The 23,497-nt window shown below is 55.4% G+C and carries 33 protein-coding genes and 5 pseudogenes; 10 read left to right on the top strand and 28 right to left on the bottom strand.

Going from position 1 to position 23,497, the window contains the following annotated elements; genetic code table 11:
* Positions 1-332: 332 nt before the first annotated feature.
* A pseudogene (locus V476_RS27805) lies at positions 333-491 on the top strand (chemotaxis protein); the annotation flags it as partial.
* 234 nt (positions 492-725) lie between these two features.
* On the opposite strand, the gene V476_RS29525 reads toward V476_RS27805, so the two are convergent.
* From V476_RS29525 to V476_RS25520, 6 genes and pseudogenes are all read right to left on the bottom strand, one after another.
* Positions 726-1,589, bottom strand: coding sequence for a methyl-accepting chemotaxis protein (locus V476_RS29525; RefSeq protein ID WP_373365880.1), 864 nt, complete (start codon positions 1,587-1,589; stop codon positions 726-728).
* Positions 1,584-2,345: pseudogene (locus V476_RS29520) on the bottom strand (MCP four helix bundle domain-containing protein); the annotation flags it as partial. The pseudogene V476_RS29520 and the gene V476_RS29525, both read right to left, overlap by 6 nt.
* A gap of 254 nt (positions 2,346-2,599) precedes the next feature.
* Positions 2,600-2,789 (bottom strand): annotated as a pseudogene (locus V476_RS29025) (hypothetical protein); the annotation flags it as partial.
* Between the two features lie 271 nt (positions 2,790-3,060).
* A complete protein-coding gene (locus tag V476_RS25530; protein WP_024961060.1) occupies positions 3,061-4,095 on the bottom strand; it encodes a site-specific integrase in 1,035 nt (344 codons plus the stop codon).
* Positions 4,096-4,311, bottom strand: coding sequence for a DUF4224 domain-containing protein (locus tag V476_RS25525; protein WP_010436434.1), 216 nt, complete (start codon positions 4,309-4,311; stop codon positions 4,096-4,098).
* Between the two features lie 80 nt (positions 4,312-4,391).
* Positions 4,392-4,583, bottom strand: a complete 192-nt coding sequence (locus tag V476_RS25520) for a hypothetical protein (protein WP_024961059.1) — start codon at positions 4,581-4,583, stop codon at positions 4,392-4,394.
* Positions 4,584-4,741: 158 nt separating this feature from the next.
* Between V476_RS25520 and V476_RS25515 the strand changes: the two genes are divergently transcribed.
* Positions 4,742-4,954 carry a hypothetical protein gene (locus V476_RS25515; RefSeq protein WP_024961058.1) on the top strand — a complete coding sequence of 71 codons (213 nt, stop codon included), beginning with the start codon at positions 4,742-4,744 and terminating at the stop codon, positions 4,952-4,954.
* A 2-nt stretch (positions 4,955-4,956) separates the two neighbouring features.
* Here the strand turns inward: V476_RS25515 and V476_RS25510 are convergent, their stop codons facing one another.
* The 5 genes and pseudogenes from V476_RS25510 to V476_RS25495 all read right to left on the bottom strand — a co-directional run bounded on the left by V476_RS25510 (position 4,957) and on the right by V476_RS25495 (position 8,977).
* The gene (locus V476_RS25510) at positions 4,957-5,706 is read right to left on the bottom strand and encodes a hypothetical protein (RefSeq protein ID WP_024961057.1); all 750 of its coding nucleotides are present in this window, start codon (positions 5,704-5,706) and stop codon (positions 4,957-4,959) included.
* A 209-nt stretch (positions 5,707-5,915) separates the two neighbouring features.
* Positions 5,916-6,695 (bottom strand): hypothetical protein, encoded by a 780-nt coding sequence (locus V476_RS28755; RefSeq protein WP_174518590.1) that lies wholly within the window; start codon positions 6,693-6,695, stop codon positions 5,916-5,918.
* Positions 6,692-7,057, bottom strand: a pseudogene (locus V476_RS28750) (hypothetical protein); the annotation flags it as partial. The pseudogene V476_RS28750 and the gene V476_RS28755, both read right to left, overlap by 4 nt.
* Positions 7,049-7,717 (bottom strand): annotated as a pseudogene (locus V476_RS28690) (DNA cytosine methyltransferase); the annotation flags it as partial. The pseudogenes V476_RS28690 and V476_RS28750, both read right to left, overlap by 9 nt.
* Before the next feature lie 45 nt (positions 7,718-7,762).
* Positions 7,763-8,977, bottom strand: a complete 1,215-nt coding sequence (locus tag V476_RS25495) for a DNA-methyltransferase (protein WP_027902974.1) — start codon at positions 8,975-8,977, stop codon at positions 7,763-7,765.
* Between the two features lie 96 nt (positions 8,978-9,073).
* Here V476_RS25495 and V476_RS25490 point away from each other — a divergent pair, with 96 nt between their 5' ends.
* A complete protein-coding gene (locus V476_RS25490) occupies positions 9,074-9,442 on the top strand; it encodes a hypothetical protein (RefSeq protein WP_024961054.1) in 369 nt (122 codons plus the stop codon).
* Between the two features lie 42 nt (positions 9,443-9,484).
* Here the strand turns inward: V476_RS25490 and V476_RS25485 are convergent, their stop codons facing one another.
* A complete protein-coding gene (locus V476_RS25485) occupies positions 9,485-10,081 on the bottom strand; it encodes a phiTE_072 family protein (protein WP_024961053.1) in 597 nt (198 codons plus the stop codon).
* A 109-nt stretch (positions 10,082-10,190) separates the two neighbouring features.
* Here V476_RS25485 and V476_RS25480 point away from each other — a divergent pair, with 109 nt between their 5' ends.
* Positions 10,191-10,454, top strand: a complete 264-nt coding sequence (locus tag V476_RS25480; RefSeq protein WP_024961052.1) for a hypothetical protein — start codon at positions 10,191-10,193, stop codon at positions 10,452-10,454.
* A 20-nt stretch (positions 10,455-10,474) separates the two neighbouring features.
* Here V476_RS25480 and V476_RS25475 read toward each other — a convergent pair whose 3' ends face one another.
* Both V476_RS25475 and V476_RS28685 read right to left on the bottom strand, forming a co-directional pair.
* Positions 10,475-10,735 carry a hypothetical protein gene (locus tag V476_RS25475; RefSeq protein ID WP_024961051.1) on the bottom strand — a complete coding sequence of 87 codons (261 nt, stop codon included), beginning with the start codon at positions 10,733-10,735 and terminating at the stop codon, positions 10,475-10,477.
* The gene (locus V476_RS28685) at positions 10,732-10,875 is read right to left on the bottom strand and encodes a hypothetical protein (protein ID WP_003393076.1); all 144 of its coding nucleotides are present in this window, start codon (positions 10,873-10,875) and stop codon (positions 10,732-10,734) included. The genes V476_RS25475 and V476_RS28685 overlap by 4 nt, the downstream gene beginning before the upstream one ends.
* Positions 10,876-11,240: 365 nt before the next feature.
* Here V476_RS28685 and V476_RS25460 point away from each other — a divergent pair, with 365 nt between their 5' ends.
* Together V476_RS25460 and V476_RS25455 are read left to right on the top strand one after the other, a co-directional pair.
* Positions 11,241-11,435, top strand: coding sequence for a hypothetical protein (locus V476_RS25460; protein WP_146050734.1), 195 nt, complete (start codon positions 11,241-11,243; stop codon positions 11,433-11,435).
* Between the two features lie 91 nt (positions 11,436-11,526).
* Positions 11,527-12,288 carry a hypothetical protein gene (locus V476_RS25455; protein WP_024660233.1) on the top strand — a complete coding sequence of 254 codons (762 nt, stop codon included), beginning with the start codon at positions 11,527-11,529 and terminating at the stop codon, positions 12,286-12,288.
* A 107-nt stretch (positions 12,289-12,395) separates the two neighbouring features.
* Here the strand turns inward: V476_RS25455 and V476_RS25450 are convergent, their stop codons facing one another.
* The 10 genes from V476_RS25450 to V476_RS25410 all read right to left on the bottom strand — a co-directional run bounded on the left by V476_RS25450 (position 12,396) and on the right by V476_RS25410 (position 18,657).
* A complete protein-coding gene (locus tag V476_RS25450) occupies positions 12,396-12,854 on the bottom strand; it encodes a hypothetical protein (RefSeq protein ID WP_024961049.1) in 459 nt (152 codons plus the stop codon).
* Positions 12,851-13,090 (bottom strand): hypothetical protein, encoded by a 240-nt coding sequence (locus V476_RS25445; protein ID WP_024961048.1) that lies wholly within the window; start codon positions 13,088-13,090, stop codon positions 12,851-12,853. The genes V476_RS25450 and V476_RS25445 overlap by 4 nt, the downstream gene beginning before the upstream one ends.
* Positions 13,087-13,854: a lambda exonuclease family protein gene (locus V476_RS25440; protein ID WP_024961047.1), complete on the bottom strand. Its 768-nt coding sequence runs from the start codon at positions 13,852-13,854 to the stop codon at positions 13,087-13,089. Before V476_RS25440 ends, V476_RS25445 begins: the two co-directional genes overlap by 4 nt.
* Positions 13,851-14,615 carry an ERF family protein gene (locus V476_RS25435; RefSeq protein WP_024961046.1) on the bottom strand — a complete coding sequence of 255 codons (765 nt, stop codon included), beginning with the start codon at positions 14,613-14,615 and terminating at the stop codon, positions 13,851-13,853. Before V476_RS25435 ends, V476_RS25440 begins: the two co-directional genes overlap by 4 nt.
* A 7-nt stretch (positions 14,616-14,622) precedes the next feature.
* Positions 14,623-15,780, bottom strand: coding sequence for a coiled-coil domain-containing protein (locus tag V476_RS25430; protein ID WP_024961045.1), 1,158 nt, complete (start codon positions 15,778-15,780; stop codon positions 14,623-14,625).
* Positions 15,781-15,948: 168 nt separating this feature from the next.
* A complete protein-coding gene (locus tag V476_RS28680; RefSeq protein ID WP_032629585.1) occupies positions 15,949-16,119 on the bottom strand; it encodes a hypothetical protein in 171 nt (56 codons plus the stop codon).
* Positions 16,116-16,307, bottom strand: a complete 192-nt coding sequence (locus V476_RS25425; protein ID WP_024961044.1) for a hypothetical protein — start codon at positions 16,305-16,307, stop codon at positions 16,116-16,118. The genes V476_RS28680 and V476_RS25425 overlap by 4 nt, the downstream gene beginning before the upstream one ends.
* Complete coding sequence (locus V476_RS25420) at positions 16,304-16,711, bottom strand: hypothetical protein (protein ID WP_024961043.1); 408 nt, start codon at positions 16,709-16,711, stop codon at positions 16,304-16,306. The genes V476_RS25425 and V476_RS25420 overlap by 4 nt, the downstream gene beginning before the upstream one ends.
* Positions 16,712-16,731: 20 nt before the next feature.
* Positions 16,732-17,022 (bottom strand): hypothetical protein, encoded by a 291-nt coding sequence (locus V476_RS28510; protein ID WP_024961042.1) that lies wholly within the window; start codon positions 17,020-17,022, stop codon positions 16,732-16,734.
* Between the two features lie 930 nt (positions 17,023-17,952).
* Positions 17,953-18,657 carry a hypothetical protein gene (locus V476_RS25410; protein ID WP_141251957.1) on the bottom strand — a complete coding sequence of 235 codons (705 nt, stop codon included), beginning with the start codon at positions 18,655-18,657 and terminating at the stop codon, positions 17,953-17,955.
* 86 nt (positions 18,658-18,743) lie between these two features.
* Between V476_RS25410 and V476_RS25405 the strand changes: the two genes are divergently transcribed.
* The 3 genes from V476_RS25405 to V476_RS28405 all read left to right on the top strand — a co-directional run bounded on the left by V476_RS25405 (position 18,744) and on the right by V476_RS28405 (position 21,603).
* The gene (locus V476_RS25405) at positions 18,744-19,007 is read left to right on the top strand and encodes a DUF1652 domain-containing protein (protein WP_024961041.1); all 264 of its coding nucleotides are present in this window, start codon (positions 18,744-18,746) and stop codon (positions 19,005-19,007) included.
* 639 nt (positions 19,008-19,646) lie between these two features.
* The gene (rhuM, locus tag V476_RS25400; protein WP_024961040.1) at positions 19,647-20,678 is read left to right on the top strand and encodes a RhuM family protein; all 1,032 of its coding nucleotides are present in this window, start codon (positions 19,647-19,649) and stop codon (positions 20,676-20,678) included.
* Positions 20,671-21,603, top strand: a complete 933-nt coding sequence (locus tag V476_RS28405; protein WP_146050733.1) for a hypothetical protein — start codon at positions 20,671-20,673, stop codon at positions 21,601-21,603. Before rhuM ends, V476_RS28405 begins: the two co-directional genes overlap by 8 nt.
* A 21-nt stretch (positions 21,604-21,624) precedes the next feature.
* On the opposite strand, the gene V476_RS29020 is transcribed toward V476_RS28405, so the two are convergent.
* From V476_RS29020 to V476_RS25375, 4 genes are read right to left on the bottom strand one after another with little or no spacing between them, the layout of a single operon-like run.
* Positions 21,625-21,846, bottom strand: a complete 222-nt coding sequence (locus V476_RS29020; protein ID WP_024961038.1) for a hypothetical protein — start codon at positions 21,844-21,846, stop codon at positions 21,625-21,627.
* The gene (locus tag V476_RS29210; protein ID WP_024961037.1) at positions 21,846-22,154 is read right to left on the bottom strand and encodes a hypothetical protein; all 309 of its coding nucleotides are present in this window, start codon (positions 22,152-22,154) and stop codon (positions 21,846-21,848) included. Before V476_RS29210 ends, V476_RS29020 begins: the two co-directional genes overlap by 1 nt.
* A gap of 35 nt (positions 22,155-22,189) precedes the next feature.
* Entirely contained in the window at positions 22,190-22,429 is a 240-nt protein-coding gene (locus V476_RS25380) for a hypothetical protein (RefSeq protein WP_024961036.1), read from the bottom strand.
* Positions 22,430-22,474: 45 nt separating this feature from the next.
* Positions 22,475-23,137, bottom strand: coding sequence for a LexA family protein (locus V476_RS25375; protein WP_016567844.1), 663 nt, complete (start codon positions 23,135-23,137; stop codon positions 22,475-22,477).
* A 96-nt stretch (positions 23,138-23,233) separates the two neighbouring features.
* Between V476_RS25375 and V476_RS25370 the strand changes: the two genes are divergently transcribed.
* Positions 23,234-23,419, top strand: coding sequence for a hypothetical protein (locus V476_RS25370; RefSeq protein ID WP_016567845.1), 186 nt, complete (start codon positions 23,234-23,236; stop codon positions 23,417-23,419).
* Positions 23,420-23,497 lie beyond the last annotated feature (78 nt).

Below are 23,497 nucleotides of genomic sequence, written 5' to 3'. Positions count from 1 at the left end.
CCCGAGTTACGCTGCTTCTAGCGGGATTCATCTTGATGATCTTCTTGAAAAGTGGAGATCATCCAGTGGAAATATTACGAGACCCCTAGAGGAAGCTGAGTTTTTCTATCTGGCAAACCGCTGTGTTGATTCAGGCCTTCTTTTAGTTTCTAGGGATTGGGTTATCCAGATAACTCGATCCGGTCAAAATTATCTCGATCCCAAGACGAAAAAATTTGGCCGGGTTTAACTGAGCCATTTTCTTCTGACAGGGCTCGCCCTACTGGCGGATCTTTTTTATGTAAGGGGTAAAGAGGGATCCGAGCGACCTTGGCCCAGACAAAGCTACTTGGCTGACCGGGCGGTACAGGCCCAATCCTGCTGGGTGACTTCTTGTGGTTCAGAAAAGTCCTCTCCAAGGATGCGACCGATCGCGACATGGACGTGCCGATATCGACACCGTCCGCAGGCTTAACGAACTGATCGACTCCGAACTGGTGATCCGCAAAAAAAGGATGGAGGGGCTTTGGTGTAGTCGCTGATCGGTATTCGCTCCCGTTCATGTCCTGGATGTATTCGCATGGGATGACAATGCTGTCTGGGGGCGATGTGATTTCAGACCAGACTCGCGGCGTGCCGTCCTCGCGCCTCAAGTGAGGCGGAAGATCTGTGCGCAAGCACATAGGCATCTGAATGCGCTATTGTCAGATGCCTACTATACACACACGCGTTCTGATCAACTTTATTCAGGTCTTGAACTTATTGACCAATACTCCAAATGAGGCGGCAAGTCGAGAAAGCTCTGCACTCGAGGCATTGGTTTGGTGTGCGCCAGTTGCAGTCTGAGTGGAGATATCTTGAATATTAACCAGATTTCGGTCCACCTCTCGAGCTACGTGAGCTTGCTCTTCGGCGGCGCTTGCGATCACGAGATTTTTCTCATTAATCATTGAGACACCTTCGGTGATTCTGTCTAGCGCGTGACCTGCCTGAACCGCTTGATCACGGGTTTCTCCTGCAAGGCTCCTACTGTTATTCATCGAGATCACTGCTTCATCCGCACCCGCACGAATTTGGGCCATCATAGCCTCAATGTCTGCGGTCGATGCCTGCGTTCGGTGCGCAAGGGCGCGCACTTCATCGGCGACTACCGCAAAGCCGCGACCCTGCTCGCCAGCCCTGGCTGCCTCAATTGCGGCATTCAAGGCCAACAGGTTGGTTTGCTGGGCTATGGACTGAATAACTGCGAGAACGCCTGTGATCTCATTGACTCTCGTGGCGAGTACCGTGACCTTTTCAGTCGATTGAGAAATCTGCTCTGCCATAGTATTAACCGATCCAACGGCATTCTTTACTTGATCACGTCCTTCAATAGCACTGCGGCTAGTTTCTTCAGAGGACTCAGACGCGCCTGAGGCATTGCGCGCTACCTCCTCAACCGCTGCTGTCATCTCGTTCACCGCCGTAGCGGCTTGCTGGATCTCATCGTTCTGGCGTATCAGTGCTCTGGAGCTCTCCTCCGTAACTGCATTCAACTCTTCTGACGCAGAGGCCAGTTGATCAGCCGCATTGGCAATTTCTTTAACAGTATTTCTTAGGTTAACTTGCATCGTGCTTAGTGCTGATTGCAGTGTGCTGATCTCGTCATTCCCGGTGACATCAATTTGTTGAGAAAGGTCGCCGTCGGCCACTTGCTTTGCGGTCCGTAGAGCCCCCAAAAGCGGTCGAGTGATCGAGCGTGTGACCAATAAGCCCAGAATAATTGCAGCAACAAACGCGATCACTACGCCTATGCCCAATGAACCGTATGCGGCGCTCGCAGTCTTCGCGGATTCTATTGCGACCTCATCGCTCTGGCGCTTGTTAGACGCTACTATTATTTTTAACTCATCGTTTGTTTTCTTGTAGGCAGGATCGACCTCTTGTGCGAATAGCTTGTTCGCGCTTTCAAGGTCACCTTTCGCCGCTAATTCGATCACGCGAGAGGATGCGTTAATGTACGCTGGCCAGTCTTTTTCAAACTGATCACCTGCCGCTCTTTCATCATCTTCCAGAGGCGTTTGCCGATATGCATTGAAAAGTTGTTCTACTTCTTTTTGATTGTCTGCTAAGGACTTCAACGTCTCGTCATATTTGGCTTGGTCTGCCTTTGCAAATTTATACAGCAGTGCGCGGTGCAAGTCGCGATAATGCGCTATCGCATTTGAGCGTGCATTACTCGTGTTGTACACAGATACGAGGTTGTTACTGACGATCCCATCTACGCTGTTTTTGAGGCCTGTGATACCCGTGTATCCGACAAGGCCGACACCTAGTGTGACAACTGCGCATACCACAAACGCAGAAATTAGGCGCGTTGATAACATAGTGCCGCGTAAGAGATTCATCGTAGTGTAGCCTTCCTTGATTTCCCTATCCGAACTAGAAGGGTAATGCAATCGTATCGGCCAGTTACTGCCGTTCCTTCAGTGGCTGGCGACAAGCGGTTCAGCCCTGCACCCGTTGTTCAAGGCAACTGTCGTTAAAACGCTGTCAAGCCACGCGCCGATCAGTATCGCTGCCCGAGCAGTGTTTACCGGGAGCGCGAGTAGTTTGGCGAGCAGGCGCCAGAAGCGATTGATCATGCTGCCACTTGGTGTTGAGCTGATATGCGCCACGGATCATTCGCTTGAGTGAGAGCTACCATGGGCGGCGGGGTAACGCTTTTGCCGCACATGTGGACCTGCTGCGGTGACCAGAGCCAAGGTTGGTACCGGTTCGCCCGCGCCGCTGACGCTCTCGGTCCCGTAATAACTGATCAGGAACGCGGCAAAGAGTTTTTTGAAATTGCAGACCACGACTGTTTTCGCGGACCAAAACAAAAAGGGCCTACTGAGCAAAATGCCCCGTAAGCCCTTTATATATATGTGGTTCCCCGAACCGGGTTCGAACCGGCACGTCCAAAGGACGAGGGATTTTAAGTCCGTAAATTTATCCTTTATAAACATATGGTTAGCAATGATCCTGCACCGCACGATACGTTAATTACCTGCCTTGCAGCCCTTTAAATTCAAGGGGGTAAAAATAATTGCGGTGCAGAATTTACTTGGTTGGAGTGACCTTTTTCCCGATCCTTTTGCGGATGTAATTCTCGGTCATCACCACGGTGGTGTGCCCGAGCTGATCGCGGGCTTGAAGGATATCGCCGCTCGATTCAGCCTTATCCGTGCCGGCTTTCGCTCGCAGGTCTCGCATCTGAAACTCTCCCTTCTCGACACCGGCCGCCTCGCGTGCCGCATCAAATCTCCCCCGCAACATGCTGCTCGTCATAGGCTGGCCGTTATCCATAACGATCAGCCTGGAAGTGCGGATCCTGTGTCCTTCCTTTCTGGTCATAATGCGGTCAATGACCACTTTCAGCTCACCTGTAATTTCAATCCTCCTTTTTGCATTCGTCTTGCCTTGTTGAACCCATAGCCGGCCGTCGCGTATATCGCGCTCGTCCATTTTCAGCGTGTCCGCAATCCGCTGTCCGGTCAGGTAGAACAGATCCAGAGCATCGCGTAGAGGCTGCTCCGCATGGCCGTAAACCAGAGCAAACATCTCGTCCTCGATGTAATGGTCTCGCCCAACTTCCTTGTGACCCTTTACGCCCGCGCACGGGTTGGCCAGCGCCGTGTAGCCGGCGCTCCTCGCAAAATTCCAGATAGCACTCAGTAGCGCCTTCTCCCTGTTTGCTCGTACAGGGGCAGTCTTGCCTCGCTGGCGCAGGTACTGCACGACGTGTTGAGGTTCGATCGCTTCCAGCGGTGCTGGCGGATCGTCGAAGAACTTCAGAAGTTGCTTCAGCTCCCTGGCATTGTCTTTCTGTGTTGCCGGGCTTTTGGTGGGCACGACCTCAGCCATGTACTTTTCCGCGACATACGCAAAGGTCAGCACCTGCTGGACGAGAGCCGAGGATGTTCGGCTCTTCTCCAGCTTGGCGTACTCGACGATCGCCATGCCATAGTCAGAGCCCAGTGGGATTTCCTTTCGCGGTGAACCTCCGATGTCATAGTAGTAATAGACGACCCCGCTGCGCTGTTTACGCTTTCTGAGCCGTGTGACGCTGTCGGGGTTAATCGGCTTTCTTCCCATTTATCCCACCAGCCGTGGCTGCCATTTAGGTTTGCCTGGAGTCGTGGTGGTCACGGCTTCGCCAGTCAGCGCTGACGCAATGACACATGGCCAACCACTTCTTTTAATCGTGTGCCGAATCCCGTTCCGCTTTAACACCGTTATTTGGCCGGCTTTCGTTTTGGCACCGGTTAGGGTGCATACCTCTTCGTGCGACAGAAAGTGAATTTCGTCCATCAGTAGCTCCTGCAGCCCGCTCAGGACCGCCCTTGTTAGATATTGAAATGAGTGTGGGCCGCGCTTGGCGGCGGAAGGGGTTAGAGGTAAACAAACTGGCTATTGGGGTCGAAGGGGTTGCCTTCTGGGTCGGGGACCACCTCAGGGACGTTCTGGCGAATGAACTCGTCGAAACAGACCGGGCAGTAAGTTCGATATCGAGTTGTCAGCTGGCCATGCCCCTTGTAATCGCACTTAGGGCACTTGATCGCGCTCGGCTGGACGGAAGCCATCGTGATTCCGGCACCGCTCATTTCTACTTTCATGGGCACGTCTCCGCCCGCCGGTCAGCGGCAGGCTGTAAATGGGAAGGGGATATCGGGCAGGTGCTACCGATCACTGCTATGGTCCACGCAGTCAGCAGGAGCTGGCGCAACACCAAGGAGAGGTCATGGAATGCACCACAACGGCGTATGAGGTTTACGGTCCGCGCAATGCCAGGCTCGGCAGGCGGGCGGTGGACGGCAATATCTGGTCGGAAACAACGATGATTTTCAGAATCATCGATGACCGGGTCTACTCAATGCACGAGCAGTACCTGGGCAGGCTCAAGTACGGCATGGCTATGACTGACAGGGGAGAGCTGATATTTATGGTGCGGTAGGCTCAGGTCGTCACGCGCTTGAACTCGACGACCCAGACCCATGGATTGGAGTTCCAGTCGCCACCGACGGATGTCCAGAGCAGCTCGAACGATTTGCGCGGGTCAGCGCTGTAGGTTTCGATCCCATCGACGTGCCACCACTCACCGAGTTCGGCATGATCGGTGTAAAGCCTTATGCCTTCGGCCTTGGCCTGATCCTCGCTGATATCCTGCAACCGCTCGACGCGCACGGCTGTAATTTCCAACAGGATGCGGCTGGCCCAGCGCGGGATATGAATGGATGGGCGCCAACGGCCTTCTTTGCCGCCGAGCAAATCTTCTGACCAGCAGGCAAATTGGTAGGGCTTCGAGCGCGGATCGTCGTAATTGAATGCGCCGCCCTCATCGAGGAAGCTGGCATCTTCCATCAAGTCGCGCACGTCGCCGTCTGCTCGATACGCGATGCCTGGTGCGCCCTGCAAGTTCACGTCTGACCACGTCTCTCGCACCCATAGCCGGTCGCCAGGCTGGCCGTACGGGCACTTTGCGCTCCATTCCCCGCCGCTGCGGGTGGAGCAGGCATAGAAGCCGTCTATCTCGTCGCCATTCAAGGCGCGGCCGGCCATGTACTCAAACCGGTGATCACGCCGCGACCAGCTCAGGTCGAATGGCTGAACCTTCACTACTCGCCGCGTGACTGTCTTCTGGCCGGACAGGATGGCGCGCACCATCGGCGCGCTGAACAGGATCGGCCGTTCCTTTATTTCAAACATGACTTCGTCCTTGCCGCACACGCGGCTGACATTGAATTGATTGAGAGGGGGTGGTTACTGCGGGGTGTTCGGGCGCACCGGGCAAAAGTGAGGCCCTGTCAAACCCTTGGAGAAGCGCTTTATGAGTTCAAGTATCGGCCTTTCGGCGGTGATACTCGGTTGTTTCGGCACTGCCTGGGCAGCTGCACGCCAGCATATTGGCTTGCTGGTCATGCCTGGCCGCCGTTCAGCTTGGCGCGGGCCAGCCAGAGTTCGAACATTACCCGCCTAGATATGTACGAATAGCCGCCTGTTCTTTCGCAGAAGCTCAATAGCATTGAGTGCAGCGGGTAGCGCGTGTTGTGCCAAGATTCAAACGCTGCGCGCTCATCCACCTTCGCCGTGGCGGGCTGGTCTTGCGATTTTGATATGCTGAATCCGTTGGCACAAAGCATCATGCAGAAGTTGGCTACGTCCACCGGGTCGCCCTTTTCAACATGATCGCGCAGCATCTGGCTAAGGTCATCTTGACTGCAGTGTTGCCAGCCAGAGCGACCATTTGCTGCCGACTTTGCCATTTTATGCGCCATCAGCTTTGAGAAAATGTAGACGGCGTTATCGTCTGACTTGAAATCCGGCTCGCCCTGATGACCGACTGGCTGGACGACGAACGCCTTGAACGCAACCCAAAGGCCTTGAACGTATTCGTCCGCATACCCTTCGCGGTCATCACCACGGCGAAGCCAGTGTCCGTCGAGCCAGCCCTTTACAGGATGCTCGATCGACAGCACCCATTTCTGGAAGAGTTCACGCGGGCCTCGGGGATTCTGATCGTTCGGCTGGGCGAGCGCTGACGGTTGACAGGCGGGCCTGGCCAGCATCGATTCGCACTCACGCCAATTAGGAGAGAACTGACCGCAGGCTGCGCACGACGACCTCGGGTAGGGCTTTCCTTCGGCGGCGAGTCGCTGGCGACAGTTCACCGGCACAGCCTTGCATTCATTGCTCATGATTTTTCCCCAGTGTATTCACGCCAAGCGACCTTCACGCCGTTGACCAGAAAGCCCCAGTCGCCTTTCCAGCGGCTGGTGATGAAGAGCGTGTACACGCCGCCGGGCGACACTTCGTCGATGCGGTGGTATTCGCCGTGTTTGAGCTGTGCGGTGGAGCCCGGTCGCCGCCAGTATTCGAGATCGCTATGCCCGCCAGCCAACCAGAAGTGGCGGCGCTGTTCGTTGTAGAACCCGCGCAGGATGACCGTGCGCGCATCCCACGGATGGTCGTGCAGGTCCCGGTCGGCGTCGGGCCGCATGATGTGGTGCACGCGGATCGACCAAGGGCACCAGCGTATGCGGCCGAGGTGGGTTTCCCGGCGCACGCCTTCGCGCTCAAAAAGTACCGCGGTGGGATCGAAGTCTGCTCGAGCACTTGCGACAAGGAACACACGGCGGCGTCGTTGGGCCAGGCCGAAATATTGGGCGTCCAGGATCCGCCACGCGATTGTTCTTTTGGGTCCATACACACAACCAGCGTCCTGCCACCGCTTCCCTGGAGGTTGCAGTTCGCAGTCTTCCCCAGCAAGCGCGCCAAGAAAGCATCCGAAGGCGTTGCCTTTGTCGGAAAGGACACCGGGGACGTTCTCCCAGACGATGATGCTTTCGGGTTGGTTACGACTGGTTCGAACATGGTCAACTGCATCTGCAAGCTCCACATATTTGATGGTTAGGGCACCGCGCGGGTCGAGCATGCCCTGTCTCATGCCGGCGACACTGAACGCCTGGCACGGCGTGCCGCCCACAAGTACGTCCGGCGCTTTGATCTTGCCAGCCAGGACCAAGGCCCCGAGTTTGGTCATGTCGCCAAGGTTCGGAGTGCGAGGGTAGTGGTGGGCCAGCACGGCGCTGGGGAAGGGTTCAATCTCGGCGAACCACACCGGTTCCATGCCCAGCGGGTGCCAGGCTGCGGTCGCGGCCTCAATGCCGCTGCACACGCTTCCGTACTGCAGGGGCGGGTATTGCTGGTGAGCGGACATAGTTCATCCTCGCCGAGGCGGCGTGAGTCGTTGATTTGGTGGGGGTTATGCGCTGAACAGGCTGAGCTGCTGTTCCTGTAGTTGCTGATCTTGCTGCTGGGTCTGACGCTTCGTCTGCGCGTAGGCTATGCGGGCTTTGGCGATCGCCATGTACGCGGCGTCCTGCTCAATCCCTATGAAATCGAACCCCTCAAGCACCGCTGCCTTACCTGTGCTTCCCGAACCCATGAAGGGGTCAAGCGTTTTTCCACCAAGTGGTGTGACCAGACGGAGCAGGTAAGCCATAAGGTCCGTTGGCTTCACCGTTGGGTGGTTATTGCCCTTCGTGTCTGTCGTCTCGACCTTGCGCAGCGTGGTGCCCTTCTTGAACTGGGGGCCAGGGTCGATCAGACCTGCGTGGCGATCCGTCCGGCTGGTCTTTGCGCAGTAGAAGAAACGGGCGGCGCTGCCGGTATCACCGTGGAATGCGCCAGCCATACGCTCGCGCATTCCGCTGTAGCTCACCGCGCCACTGAATCCGTTGGCCGTGGGTTCGGTACCCATGACCGGGGCGGCTGCACCAGCCTCGGCGGGGAACATGCCCACGATCACATCGCTGCCGTCATGGATCAGGTTCGCAGGCCAGCGGCCCGATGCAGCGGATCCACCGCCAGCGCGCAGGCTGGTCGCGCTCTGCGCCTCGATCGACCGAGTGCCCGCATTGCCTCGATCGCCTGAGCAGTTCCGGGCATATGCTGCGTCGACCACGCCGATGCGGCAGGCGTCTATGTTGAGCGCCCCCGTCCCGTGCTCGAGCACGTTGGCCGCTACGGTACCGGGAAAAGGCTTGCGTGCCATGCAGATCGGCTCATGCGCGGGCTTGAGTGCGGTACCCCAGCCCACGTGCTCGCCCTTGAGGTTATGCGACTTCGGAAAGCCGCTGCCGAACACCCACATGATCTGGTCGCGGATCTCGAAGCCTGCCTCCTCGATTCCCATTGCCATATGGTGATAGGTGCGAGCTGCGGCGAACGAAAGTAGGTGGCCGCCGGGCTTCAGTAACCGCAAGCATTCGATCCACACGTCTGCGCTTGGAACCTCCCCATCCCATTCAAGCCCCATGAATCCCTTCATTACAGAGCCTTGGGTCGCTGCGCTTCTGCCGCCCGGCCTTGCACTTGTTAAGCCGTAGGGCGGGTCGGTCACAATACTGTCGATGGAGTTCGAAGGCAGGCCGCGCATCACCTCCAGGCAGTCGCCGAGATGTAGTTCATACTTCATGGATACTCCAGGCAGCCGCCCGCCTGCATAGGCGTGGTAGCGTTTCATGGGTGGATGGGTTATAGATCAGGTTTGCAACCTAAAGGGAATAAGGTCATGGATGCAGCTTGGGGGGTTGTATTGGGTGCAGCTATCGGCGCGACAAGTTCATTTGGCGCTATGTGGCTTCAGGCTCATTACCAGTCAAAAAGAGAGAGGGCAAAGACTATTCTCGACTTGGCTATTCGCCATAGAAGCGAGGCCTTTCAATACGCCGATAAGATTACCGGGCCTATATCTGTAAGCCCGCTTGCCGTTCACGTCCACTTTCAGGACCAACTGCTACGGCTGGTTGAGGAAGGTTCGCTTACCCCCGAATCGCTAGAAAGGCTTCACGTCGATAACAGCCTTTTGGAGAAGGTTATCCGCGAGTCAAAGCTCAAGCGTGTTACTGAGGAAGTGATTCAAGCTCGGTCCGGCGGTTGATCGAGCCTGCCGAGGCGTTCAGCGCAATAGGTGGGGGTGGGGTTAGGCGGTCTTGGCGACTGGTTCGGCCAGTGCTTGCTGAACAGCTTCAACAATGCGCAGCAGGTAGTCGTATTCGTGGTTGCGCTCCACGGCACGCTCGCCGACCGGGTAATGCCACTCATCACCGAACAGAGCCGTCAGCAATTCGCCGTGATGCCAGCAATCGTTTTGGGTTTCGATTTCACTTAGATCTTCGATGCGGTCCCAAAGCTCTCGTGCGTCCTGCGCATCCAGCGAGCCACACTCCCAAGTTTGCAGATTCCGATGGCGGCGGCGCTCGATCACGCACTTAGCGGCCAGCGCCTTGCCGCTGAACCGTGTGCTGTCTAGTCCGCGGCTCAGGCAGTTGAGAACGTAACCTGAATCGCACTGCGTCACGAACTGGGCCACAGTGCGCGGCCCCATTCCGCCCCAGTAGGCGTTCCAGCTCTTGCTCCAGCAGTTGATGGTGATTTTTCCCTGCGCTGTCTGGTAGCCGGGGTTGCCTTCAATTGGGCAGTCACGGCGGCCGAAGTCTTCGAGGAAAACAGTTATCGGATCAAGGCGAGGCATGTCCGAGATCACCAGTTTTGTAACTGCACTTTTTTCGATCTTCATGGCGTTTCTCCATGCATGCGCCGCCCTCCGTGTCCGGTGGTGGCAAATTGGTTTGGGATGGGGTATTACGGGTGACCGGCATGGAGCTGGCTACCACGAGGAGACGTTTATGGCGATCGAGACAAAGAGCAGCGAGGATTACCTTGATTACGAAATCAGGGTGAAGGTGTTCGGCCCGGTAAAGACCAATCCAAGGGACGATCGGTGTCAGATGGCTCACTACTTGGGGGCTGTTGCCGTCTTTCAGGGCGATGCCGAAATACCGGGAACACTTGACCATCTTCAAGGCCAATACGCAGACATGTACCTTGCGGAGAACGCGGCGCTGGCACGTGGACGAGAGCTTGTTAACAGGATCGTTGCGCTGCCGTAACTGGGGCCACATCGCCGCGTTTACTCGGATTCTGACGCGTCAGTTCCAAGCATTCGATCCTGCTCGGCAGGGCAGGCACGCATGAAGTACAGCCCTAGGTTCTGCCAAGCTTCCTGCGGGCTGTTGATTCCGTTGCGCTTCATCGCGGCTGACATGCCGGCTTTCACGCCGGACGCCAGGCTGATGGTTACCTTCTCAATCCCGAGCCGTTCCGCCTCGGCTTTCTTTCGGTCCCGATAGTCCTTGGAGTGCTGCGCCTGTGTCTTTGGCGTGCGCTTCACTTACGGTAGATACTGTTCACCGGGTAATCGATGTCGAAGTCGGCGATGAGTCGCTCCATGAGCGTGCTGCTGATGCCTATCAGGTTCTTGGCGGCGTAACGCGAAAGCCCGCTTTCCCTCGCTTCCTTGATGCGCAGCACATTCAGCGCATACTCTGGTGACCTGATCTGCTTTGCGCGTTATCGTGGATGATTGCGGATGACCAAAGGAGGCTTGAAACGTGTGGATTGGAACCGAGAAGGAACGATTTAAGGTTCAGCGACGAATCATGTTTGTCCCGCTACTTGTCGCGATGCTCTTTGCTGCTGTGAAGGTCGAAGCGTACTTTTCGGGATGCGCGACCCTCAGCGACTTGCTGAAAGTAATCTTTGTTGCCGGCCTTACTGGGGGCATCTTTTACCTTGCCGGAAAGTGGTGACCTGGCGCAGTGCTCTCTGTGGTGGCAAATAGGTTGGGGGTGAGCTATAGATGTTGACCGGCATGGAGCCCGATCATGGAGTGTGAGATGAGTAATCAGGCGCAAGTAGATGCACTGGAACACCTATTGATCGCTGTTTTGAACAGTTCGTTAGGGGCTCCAAAAGACTATCTGATCGAAAAGGCACAAGGGACACTGCTGGGAATTGATGGTCCTGGTGGGCCAGAACAGAAGTCTGAGGCAGTGAAGCATCTTAAATACATCGCATCACGCCTCGGGTAAGCGCCTCCCTTCGTGTCCGGTGGTGGCAATTTTGTTGGAAGTGGTTTCTGATAGGTTTTATTAAAGTTATATCTGTGGAGTGGTGTTTAATATGGATAAGATTTTATTGACGGCATTTTTAACTGCTCTTGCTGGGTTCGTCACTGCGGCGCTTAGCATTGTTAAGCTAGTTAATGAAAAAGAAAGCAAGACAACTGAATTTCGGCAGTCTTGGACCGACTCTGCTCGAAAAGCTCTTGCTGATCTTATTGCTAAGATTAACTCTCAGGCGAGTGTCACGACTGATACGCGTCGCAGATTTAACAGTTTTGAGAAGCTGGGTAATTCTAAACCTGCAAGTGAAGAGGGAAGAGTTTTTAAGGCGGAAAACGCGGTTTTTATTCGAGAAAGCTGGAAGGAGAGTCTGGATGCTTCAAGGGTTTTGATGCAGGATATATATCACTCATATGCCACAGTAAAGCTGCATTTCAAACCGCATGACGAAAAGTTTGCTATTGTCGAAAATAAAGTTGAGGGCTGTATATTAAAGCTCAAGGAGATGCGAGCTGAAAATGACATTCAGAAAGTGTTAGTCATGCGCGAGCAAGTGCACGCCGCAGCTGACGAAATATCAAACGCTGCGAGGTTTTTGCTCAAAAGTGAATGGGAGACGGTCAAGCTTGGAGAACCAGCCTATAGGAAGACTCAGCGATGGTCGGTAAGAGTTTGCGTTGTTATGTTTTTTGTCTTATTCGTTATAGGTATCCATTTCGTAGTTTCCTACTTGAAAAACGATCGCCCTCCTGAATACAGACCGGTAAGCGAGATGTCCCAGGCACCGATACAGAACGATACATCGGCTAGGAGACATTAGTATTAGTGCTCAACAAGTCAAGTAATAAACTGGCTCCTTCAGGCTGCTGAGACGCAAGTGCATGTGTTGCTGTCGTCTGCCGCGAAGGACGCGGCTTTGAATGCGCTTCATGCAGCCATAACCTGATGCCAGGCCCCGGCCGCGTAGAACAGCTTCGCGGCCTGAGCCTCGTCAAGCGAAACCTCGGCGGGGATCGCAATCCAGCCAGAGGCCACCAGATGGTTCTGGTTACAGGTACCGCGCAGCTCCAGGTAGTAATGCTCGATGGCTTCAGTGAGTCGGTCGACCTTGTGCAGGCCCTCGGGCGATATCTCAACGGACTTCACGTACTCAGCACCGCGCTCGTCTCGACACATGGCGCTGATATAGATCGTCCATCGGTATGAGAAGTCGAAGAGGGCGTTCGCAATGGCCAAGGTGCGGATCTGCTTGTGGCTCTTCCAGTTCACCATGACCTGCAAACCACTGGGGTCTACGTTAACCACGGCGACATGATTACTGCTGAGCAGGGCGCGACAACTGCGTTCGGCGCGGACAAAGCAGTTGTTTTGCTTGCGGCGCTTCATAGCTCGGCCGCCATTTTGCGCAGTGTGTTCCTTTCGCGGCGACTCATGGCAGGGGGCTTGCGGTTCAGCACCGTGGCAGGGTCGATCCAGTCCCTGCGCTTTGGCCGCGGCTCTGGCTTGAACACGCCCACCTGCTGAATCTTGCCGTCTTTCCGCTCGAACTTGGCGATGGCCGCAGCCAGGCGCGCGGATTCGATGCTGTTGCGCTGGATGGCGCTCAGTTCGGTAGTCATCATGCTGCTTTACTCCTCAGCTGCCTCTCGTAGCCATCAACCAGCAGCTTGAACTCCCATAGGTCTTCTTCAAGCTTTTCGATGTAGTCATCTTCGCGCTTGAATTCTTTCCACCAGAGCTGGCGGCCAACCGGGCGCAGAAGAGGGCAGTACATCCCGATGTGCCACCACTTTCGACCAGTAATCCACATGCAGCCCTGCACCTGGTCAATCACTTCGCTGGCGTCGTTATCGATGTGAAATGTGCGGAGCTTGTCGGGGGCCATGAAACATTTGTATTCCGAGCCGCCATCGTCGCCGATGAAGCCGTCGGCACTTGCGCCGAACGCACCGTCGTCCGTCTTCACAAGGCCGACCTGCTGGACGATGAGGCCAGTCTGAATTTCATGCTCCATCCGCGCTTCCGGCTCAAGCTCATGGCCGCGGCGCATTTGCCACGTTTCGAAGCCGCCATCCAGCGGCGCGCCGCCGATCCGTTCAACTGCCAGCTCAAAAGCGTAGGTCAGCGCAGCACCGGATGGCTCGCCAACCGTTTCGCCATCTAAGGCACGCTGCACAACTTCTGCTTTCGGCCCGGACTTGTAGCCAGCGAGTTCGATTGCTTTCGCTTCGCTTCGACCGGACAGGATGGCGTCGACATACTTTTTCTGCTGGGTGTTCAGCCCGTTCACTTTGGCGCGCGCCGTGCTGAACATGCTTGCAGTGATGACGCCGGCGCGGCCTTGCAGCCACTCAGGCGATCCCTGAGTGCAATTGACTACAATCATTTTTGTGCCTCCAGCTTGTCTTTGCGGACAGTTACAGCGGTTTTAACCGTGGAGTAGCCGTTCGTGTCGCCTGATGCCTGCAGCACTTTCAAAGCCGCCTGCCAGACATCTTTCAGTTCTTCGGGGGTTTTGGTCTGCTCGACGCGTTCAAGGATGTCCTTCAGCACCTGAGCGCGCATGTCTTCGCCATCAGAACCATCGGACGTCTGGCCGTCATCATCGCGCGTCTCACCTGTAGTGATGTTCAATAGAGCGCAGATGACATAGCGCTTCCCGTAGGTGGTAGACGACCCTACGGCCTGCACATCGTTGCGGCCTTTGCCGATGTCCAGAGGCAACTGCATCGTCGTCTCCTCACGATGCCCGCCGCTGTGCATGAGGATGCCGGTCACCCTTATGGCCTTTTCGATATTCTCAACCTTGAAAGTGACCGCGAAGCCATGACGCTGCATGATTGGCTTCAACGTTCGCGTGATGTCGTCGAGCGTTGCGTAAGCGTTTCCCGTGTGCAAATTGACAGCTGCTTCAAACACCGTCGGTATTTCGCACTGCATTTGCGCCATCGCGGCGTTGAAGGCTTGCTCTGCTGTTTTGGCCTGCATGCGTTCGTGCAGTGCCAGGAGCCGCTCCATCTTCTCGATGTCGCAGGTTGGATCGGCGGCCGCCCGACTGATAACAGCCATGATGCTGTTGTCGGCTTGCGGCGATGCCTGACTGACGGCTGTGCGCCGCTCTTCCGGCATGATGATTGCTGTCGTCATGGACACCTCAGAAATTGATGGTTACGTTCGGGACTTCGCGGCGGGCGATCTTCAGAACAATCGCCCGTGCCATTTCCTCGGTGAGGTTCAGAGTCATGAACGCGTCTTTTGCAGCGCCCATGATTGCGGCTTTGTGTGCTTGATCGCGCTCGCGGGCTTTCTGCTGGCGCAGCTCTTCAGCCTTGGCATCTGCCTGCCGCTTCACCTCGGCCAGTCGTGCCTGCTCAACTGCCTCAGCCTGACGCTGCTCGGCGGCGGCGCGCTCCTGCTCGGCACGCTGAAGGTCTGCAATCCGATCCTGCTCGGCCTGAAGCTTCTGGCGCTCAGCCTGCTCTTCCTGCAGCTTTATCTGTAAGCGCTGGCGCTCGGCTTCTGCCTCAGCATCCCGGAGCTTCTGATCGGCGGCGCGCTTTTGGGCTTCGGCCTGATCTTTCAATTCCTGCTCACGACGTGCAGCGGCTTCGCGATCGGCCAGGGCCTTCTGTTCGGCTTCACGCTGGGCGCGCTCAACGGCCTGGCGGGCGATCTCGGCGTCACGCTTTTCCTGCTCGCGCTTCGCCTGCTCTGCGTTGAATTGGGCGATGGCTGCCAGCTCTGCTTCGTGCTTGGTGCGATCGGTCAGAAGGGTGCGCAGGGTTGCCAGCGACCGGTCTTTGGCCTGGGCCGCTTCCGCCAGAAACTCTTCCCAACTGTCGTTGATTTCCACCAGCTCCAGTTCGGCGATGATCCGAGCGATATTTTCGGCGCTGGGCGTATCTGCGAACACAGCCATGTCCTTGATGCGCTGGATTCCGTCGCTGTGAGCGTCGATTCGCTTGTCGTTCGCTTCTTCCCAGTCGGTCAGTGGCTTGCGGGTAGCGTCACGCAGTGCATCCATCTTGATGACGAACTCGCGCAGCTCGGTTTCGACGACCTTCGGCATTTCCTTCAGGCGTTTCAGGTAATCCCGGCCTGGCTTCTCGACGGCAGTTTTCGACTTGCTGACCTTGGCCGCCAGTGAGGCGATGCGGGCGCGGCCCTTTGCCGTGGCCAGGTCCGGTACTTCGGCAGTGACCTCGGCGGTAACTGCCCGGAGAAACTGGTTCAGGCCGCCTGTGACGTAAATTACCGGGGCGTTGTCGGCGCTGATGTCGTCAATAGTGATGACTTTCTGAGTAGCGGACATGGTTGCTCCTTGCGCCATGCTGTTGCCGGGGCGCTGCGATTGAATAGGGACGGGATTACTGCGTGATGTGCGATGCGTAGGCGCTTGCGAGCATCCAAGCAGTTACAAGGGCCAGCACGACGAATGAGCCTCGCCAGGTGTAGATGCGCAGCTGGCGCTGCTTGCGGGTCATGATCGGGCACCCAGCGGCCTACGTTTGAGCCAGTCTGCTTTGATCGGGTAGGGCAGGTCAGCGACGCGCATGCCGACGGGGTAGGTGATCGTTCCGCGTACCTGGGCGCGGGCTCTCACCTCGTCGAGTTGCTCATCGATGAGGGATTTGACTATTGGCTGGCTCATGCCGCCTCCTTGCGCTGCTGGCAGTGCCTCAGCAGGCGACTGCAGTAGTGGGAAAACTCTTCAAGGGCGATGAGCTCATCGGTCATCATCTTCGTGATCATCTGCTGGACCAGAACAACCTCGCCGCGTTTGCTGGCGGGGTGCTTGAGGGTTTCGAGCGCCTCGTCGATCAGGATGTGCGGGCTCACAGTTCTCCATCCTCGCGCTGAGCGATCACACCGTCTGCCGCCAAAGGCCGCAAAAGCCCCTCTGCGATTTCGAATAGGGCGTCTTTAGGGTTGGGGCAGTTCAACACGGTGTCTGCGGCCTCTCTGGCGCAGGCGGGCGAACCGAACTTGGCCATGTAGACCAGTCGCCCCAGCGCTGACTGGCTCGCACCAGATTCGCCCAGTTTCTCCATGGCGAACTCATCGACCGCGATCAGGAAGCGCTCGAATGTGACGCCTTGAGGCTCCTGCAGGCTGCGTTTGAACTTGATGTCGTCGCCGTGGACCAGAGCGTGCGCACTGTTGGCAACCCAAAGTCGTTCGGCAGGCGTCAATGCTCTCTCTGGATTTCCCGCGAGAGGCAACACCTTTGCTGCTGCGTTCATGGTCGTCTCCAGGGGCTGGGTTATGCGGTGAGCAAGGTAAGTGCCGCCTGGTGGTCGGCGACGTCTTTCTGATGAGCTTTGCGCCATGCGATCTGCAATTTCAAAAGATGAATTTCGCCTGACTTGGTGGTTTTGAAATACTCGCCAGAGTCGTCTGTCCCACACAGATGAATGTCGCCTTTCTCTACGAGAGCCTGAACCGTCCTGTGCAGGTCTGAATCGATCTTCTCTTCGTTCGGACCTACGTGGAGCGCGCTTTTCTGGTTGGCGAAATACAGGACCTTTTCAACTGTGTATTTGGTTCGAGCCATGAGCTTCATGCTCCTTGATCTGTGAACCCCTTCGACTGAACACTCAAGAACGGCTAGAGGCCATACAGGCACCGGAGAGGGTTCAGTCGGAGAGGTCCGCGGGATGGAGGGGGCAGATGGCCGGGCGCGAATCCGGCGAGAGCGGAGCCTTTCGGCACGACCGCTCGGATGAGCAACCAGCCAAAGCTGGTGCCTTTTAACCGCGTTTCTCCAGGGCCGCCGAAGCGTTCAACCCAGCGTTCAACGCCGCATCTGCTTTGCTGGTTACGTCTCCAGCGCGGACTTGCACCGCCGTGTTGATTCCCAAGGGTTGACGCAGGGGGCCGCTTTCGCGGTGTGTACTCATCCGCATCGGGGTGTGATCTACGCGAGGTCGTCACCTCTGGCTTTGCCTGCCGCCGCGCTGTGTCGACGGTGCTCAGTGGCTCGCCTGATTACGAGTCAGGTGCCTTGCTCCGCTGCAGATCACACTCCGATGCAGCCTGGCGCTATGACAGGGTTCGGGCAGTTTTCGTCAGGCTGACGCTGGTTTTCTACCGCGACCCGCTACTGGCGTCGGTCGCGGCCTGCTGCGTAAGCGGTAGATGTCTCTCCCTTCTGCCGCTGGGATGCGCGGGGCGCATTGCTTGCCAGGTCATTCACTCGGTCAAGGCGTTTCACCATCGTCAGCCGTACAGGGTTCTCCCTATCGTGGGCAGCCTTTCGGGGCTGTCTGATCGCCGGTCGCCGGTAGAGGCAATGCGGTCTGTTGTTTGTTGCGCAGGCTGTTAAAGAGCGGTTCGATCCGCTGGGCCTGTTGAGGGGCTGTTGCGTCTCGATGGGCAGACAATACGCACACGTATTAATCCAGTCAATACGCATGCGTATTATTTTTCGCGCGCCCACAAAAAAACCCGCTCTTAGGCGGGCTTTATTGCCAGATTGAAGTGGCTATGCGGCGGGCTTCACCCAAAACACCTCTCCGTGGAGCGCAAGCTTCATACCCAGCGCTTTGCGAACAGCGGTGGCGTCTTGCTTGTTTGCATATGCGCCGACGCTCAGGACCGAGCCGTCCGGCTCCAGCATGGGATAGCCTGATGCATGAATTAATGTGGCAACGCGCTCTACATCGGGACCAGGTCTGCAAGGTATGCGCACGACCCATCCATGTACCAAGGCCGTTGGCTCGGCAGCTTCTACATCGGCACCACAGAACCGGCACTTCACAGCTGCAGCCTTGATACTCTCGGCGCAGAAAGGGCATGCCCGGGTATCCACAGCTTCTTGTGGTGCGGGCTGAGACGCTTTGCGCCCGAAGATCACCATCAGCAAGCCAGCGATCGTGATGATCCCGCCCGTGAGCGTTAAGTTTGATCGGTCGGACATCAGGCCCAGATTATTGACTCTGCCCAAGCCGGTAGGCACCGATATATCCATGCCAATGGCATAGATCAGACACGCAATACCCGCAATCAAAACAAAAATGCCAAAACTACGCATCGCCAGCTCTCCCTGAATGATTTGGGATTCTACCATGCAGGCGAATAGCGGCCGACGATACGCCACCGCAAAATCTCGCTCATCGGCCCGCCGGGTCAGATCGAGCAGGGGCGAGCTTTGCAAAGGCGAGGAGGGCACTGGAGGCGCTTTAGGCATAACGCCAGCACTATCCAATATCCCGACTACACTCGGCCCAACGTAGGCCTCAGGAATTCTCCTGGCTTGCAACCAGGATGGACCGAATGAATTCCCAAATGGATCTGAGGCCTTGCATAGAGGCAGCGTTTTTGCCAATGAAGTGCGTGTGCGTGATCGCGCCTGACGCATCAATGACGATCCGGGTATTCGACACGAACACAGAGGCGGAAGAGTTCACCGTCACAGGCATCGATGCTGCGGCGCTGGTGACGATCCGGGACATCGTCGGGCTCGTACTCAAGGTGAAAGGGGAGATGAGGCTGAGGCGGCTGGCGTCTGATCGGCAGCAGAGGGCGTGCAAGGGGTAGAACGAAAAAGCCCGGCGCTGAGCCGGGCTTCTGTTACTTACAGGTCCCACCTTTGTGGTGAGAGCCAGTACCGCCTGTTGGATGCGTGCCCTTGGGGCATGCTGAGGCAGAGACTGAAGCGAATGAAAGTAGTGCGATGAGCCCAGCGATAGCGATCTTTTTCATAGAGCCTCCTTGCACTGCGAGATGCAGTACAAGGCTATCGGCGTGAGCAAAGCCTTCTTGAAGGAAGCCCGGCGCTGGGCTGGGTTTCTAATGCTATCTCGCTGGTTTGAATGACCCCAAGCTCTGAGTAGCTCTATTGAGCGCTCGATGGGCATCAGACACCGTCCCATCGACGTGAGGCCGAGCGCAAACGATTCTGCCGAGTAAACGATGTATCAACATTAATCGGCGATTGGTGCACTCATCATCCATAAGCTTGTTGGCGCGCCTTGCTGTTGCAGAGATTTGCGTTCTGGTCATGTGATTCTCCGGACTCGGATAAACTGAATTAAAAGGCTCCGAGCCAGGAGCACGATGCTGTCACGACAATCGGCATGCAATCGAAAAGCGCAGTGCTAGGCCGGGCTTTGCTTGCGGCTTCGGCTGCGTAGTGGCATCGTGCAACCCATCTCCCCATAAGTCACGGAGCGGCAGATGTTGGAAGAATTTAGCAGTAAGTATGAGCCTAAAGGCAATACGATGCTTTTCGTTGAAAATGACACTCAAGTAGCCCTTAGATTCGACAATGAAGACCAATCCCTATGGGCTACGTACCAGAATGTTGCTGATATTTTCGGGGTTGATTTATCCGTAGCTAAAAAGCACATCAAGAACATCTACTCCGATGAGGAGCTAGAGAAAGAGGCAACCAGTGCAAAATTTGCACTAGTTCAAATTGAAGGTGGACGCGAGGTTTTACGCGAAGGAATTCTCCATTTTAACCTAGATGTGATGATCTCTGTTGGCTACCGTGTTAACGCGAAAAGGGCTGTGAAATTTCGGCAATGGGCGACGAGAACCCTCAAGGCATTCATCGAGCAAGGTTACGTCATAAATGAAAAGGCTCTTCGTGAGTCTCCAGAAAAGCTTAACAAGCTTGCGGCCGCCATACGAGCACTCCGTTCAGAGGAAAAGCAGGTATACGCGAAAGTCAGGGATTGCTTCAAGCTCTGTTCATCCGACTATGATCCAGGCTCAAAGACGGTAAGGTCGTTTTATGCTTTATTGCAGGATAAGTTTCATCATGCTGTTACCGGCATGACAAGCTCAAAGCTAATTCTCGACCGAGCTGATCACTTGGCCGATTATATGGGCGTGCAAACAATGCGTGGGGACTTTCCGACCTTTGAGGAAGCCAAGACTGGTAAGAACTATCTGAAAAGCGAAGAGCTTTATCGACTGCATATTCTGTCTGAACAATTCATGCTTTTTGCGGAAGGCACCGCACTCGCAAAGCGTGAAATGACCATGGAGTCCTTACATCTTCAGTTAGACCGGTTGCTGGTGCTCAATGATTATCCCGTCTTTAGCGGGTATGAAGATTATATCAAAGAGGAAGCTATCAGCCACGCACGACAGGAGCTTAAACGCTATAAAGATCGTAGGAAGATCGAAGCTTTTGGCTATGAATATGATGAAGAAGCTTTAGCTTCCGGAGATTATGACGAGGCACTGAATAATGAATGACGGGACTGTAAAGATTCTGACTATTACAGATCACCCGTTTGATATTCACCGGCATGGAAGCCATGATCTGACGACTAAAGGTAGAGAGGCGCTGGAATGGCTACGTGAGCATGGAGGCTCAGTCAGGGCGGATCGTTATCATTCTTACATTAGAAGTATTGAAAGCTTTGGAGAAAATGAAAAGTCTCCAGATACCGAAGAAGAGTTTTATAGTTTTCTAAATGCGCATTCAGAAATAAATGAACTGATACGCATTTATGAGGCTCTTCAATCTACAGAATCATCGAGCTTTCAGAATGCGTTGAGAAGGATTGCCTCTGGTAATATTTTTAAGGGGGCGGCACCCCATCAGCCTGAGCGTGATTTTCTTTATGAGCTTTCAGTTGCTTCTAGAATTTTGAGGGCTGGTTATGAAGTTGATCTTAACGGATTGGCTGATATGATTACCATCGTTGATGGGCGAAAGGTATATGTAGAGGCTAAGCGTGTTAAATCGAGAGGGCAACTTGGAAAACGTATAAGTGAGGCAGATAAGCAGCTTGCGAGGCGCATATCTCAAGATGCGTCAAGTCAGTCGGTAGGTTTTGCAGCTATTGGTCTCACAGATATAATGAATCCCTATAACTCAATGGCGTTTGTTGATGAGGCAGAGTCTTTGCGGAAGCATAATTCAAATATGCTGCATTCTTTTGTTGCTGAAAATGATTTGGACTTCCACAGAGGTATGACTAATAGGTGTATGGGGGTTATGGCAGATTTCTCCATGCAAGGTATGGAGTACGATACAGTGAATGGAAATATTAATGGTATGCGACTCATGAATTGCAGAGTGGCAACGTTCAGACGCTACGCCACTAGGTCTGGCAAGCTAAACGTGGTTGATAGAATACTTCCTGGGATGGCTAACCAGTCGCTCTTTGTGTGACTTACGCAACCGCCCCAGCTTTCACCTCACCCGCATACCATAGAAGTGATTCAGCGCTATCAGCTCAACCACAGCCACGAAAACGCACAATACGACGAAACCCGGACTGAAGACCCGCTTTCGGCCGGATGATCCTCCGCCCAGCCAGGCCGAGTTGGAAGCGCCAGGAATCAGCATGAGTAACGCCAGCCAAGCAATGGCCCCGGCCTTGCTCCGGAAACCCTGTTCTCGCCATGCGCTCATCACTTTAGTAAATTAAAGCTAGGGCAATTCATTGCATGATGGCGTCGCATGAGCGCTGGATACACCGACTCATCGTAAACCGGGAAGCCAGGGCCGGGGTCTGTGCGTTGGGCGTCGTGAAGCACGTCGTTAATAAAGGCTGATCTTGCGAGATCCTGAACCGCCTGACATTGCTCAAGTCGCTCGGCTTCCGTCGCTGGCATTGGTATGGCTTCGACTTTCTTTTCGTATTCAGTTTTTGGCCTGCTGGCGCAGCTTGAGATAATAAGCGAAGCGACTATCAGTACCGCGACTCGAAATACATTCATCTCACATTTCCATAATGACGGGCCAGATGACCCGGCTACTCAGATCGTTCCCGCACAATCCGTCCTTGCCTAACCTCATCTACATACCCAGCCAGCTTGTCCTCGTCGGCCTGGAACAAAATGATCATCTTCAGGATGACCTGGGCATCAAGCTCGTTACCCGCCAGGCTCAATCGCTCGACGATCCGCAGCAACTCCACGGCCGACCACTTCAAGTCAGAAGCGAGGCCCTGTAGGTCGCGTGCCAATTGTTGATTCGGCTTCGTCAATCCCATGACTGGTACTCCTACGAATTCCCGCCGCGCCATATGGCTCGGCTTTCATGCAAATTTCGTCAGCGATCTGACCACCACACCGATGATCCTACAATCGTCCGCGCACTGTACCGTAGGGTAGGCCGAGTTCAGGGGCTTGAGGTATCTGACGCCGCCATCTTCTACCAGCTTCTTGAAAGTCGCCTCGTTGCTGCCGGCCAGCTTCGCGATCACCAGCTTGCCTGGGATTACTTCTGCCCGGGTGTCGACGAGTATCTGTGAGCCCTCTGGAATCGAAGGGGCAGTAGGTGCCGTCATCGAGTCCCCTTTAACCACCAGCCAGAAAGCCGGGCCTTTAGCCTTGTAGTCAGACATCTCGTAATCATCAGAGGCACCAGGCGCGTAAGGCTCAACCGCTTCAGACCACGCGCCAGCAGCTACCCAGCTCACTACAGGATAGCGGTACATGCGCGAGGGCTGGTCAACGTGAGCGACATTGGATTGCTCTGCTGATTCTGAGGCCGGTCGCGGCCCACCGTCCCACAGCCATTTGCTCGGAACACGCAAAACCTTCGCAATCCTCTCGATGTTTTCACGCTTAGGGGATTTTGATTCGCCAGTAATTATCCTGTGAATAGTCGGCTGCGTGACGCCAGCCTGACGCGCCAGCTCGCCCTCGCTCCAGCCGCGAGCATTCATCTCCGAGAAGACTCGGTCCCCGATATGCATTTTTCACCAATAAGAAAACGTATTACGAGAGTGTATTGCCTGACCCAATACGCACGCGTATTATTTGTTCAATACGTCGCCGAATTGGAGGCACCTATGACGATTCAACAGATGCTTACCGGCTTGTTCGCCATGGGCTTTTCCCAGAAAGCGATCGCCGAAAAAGCTGAGACCACTCAGCCAACTATTCACCGGGCCAGTAAGGGGGCCGGGGTTCGCTACGAGACAGGGAAAGCTATTGAGACCCTGTACGAAGAAGCCATCCAGAAATCAGCCGCTTAAACCCCTTCATCAGCTGCGCGCCGCTGGCCTAAACGGCTGATGAGATGTCGCTGGTCCGCCGCGTCAATGAACAGATAT

This window comes from Pseudomonas syringae KCTC 12500, from assembly GCF_000507185.2.
GTDB classification, from domain to species: domain Bacteria; phylum Pseudomonadota; class Gammaproteobacteria; order Pseudomonadales; family Pseudomonadaceae; genus Aquipseudomonas; species Aquipseudomonas syringae.
The sequence above is the reverse complement of the archived record's forward strand: the minus strand, read 5'-3'. Positions and strand labels throughout refer to the sequence as shown.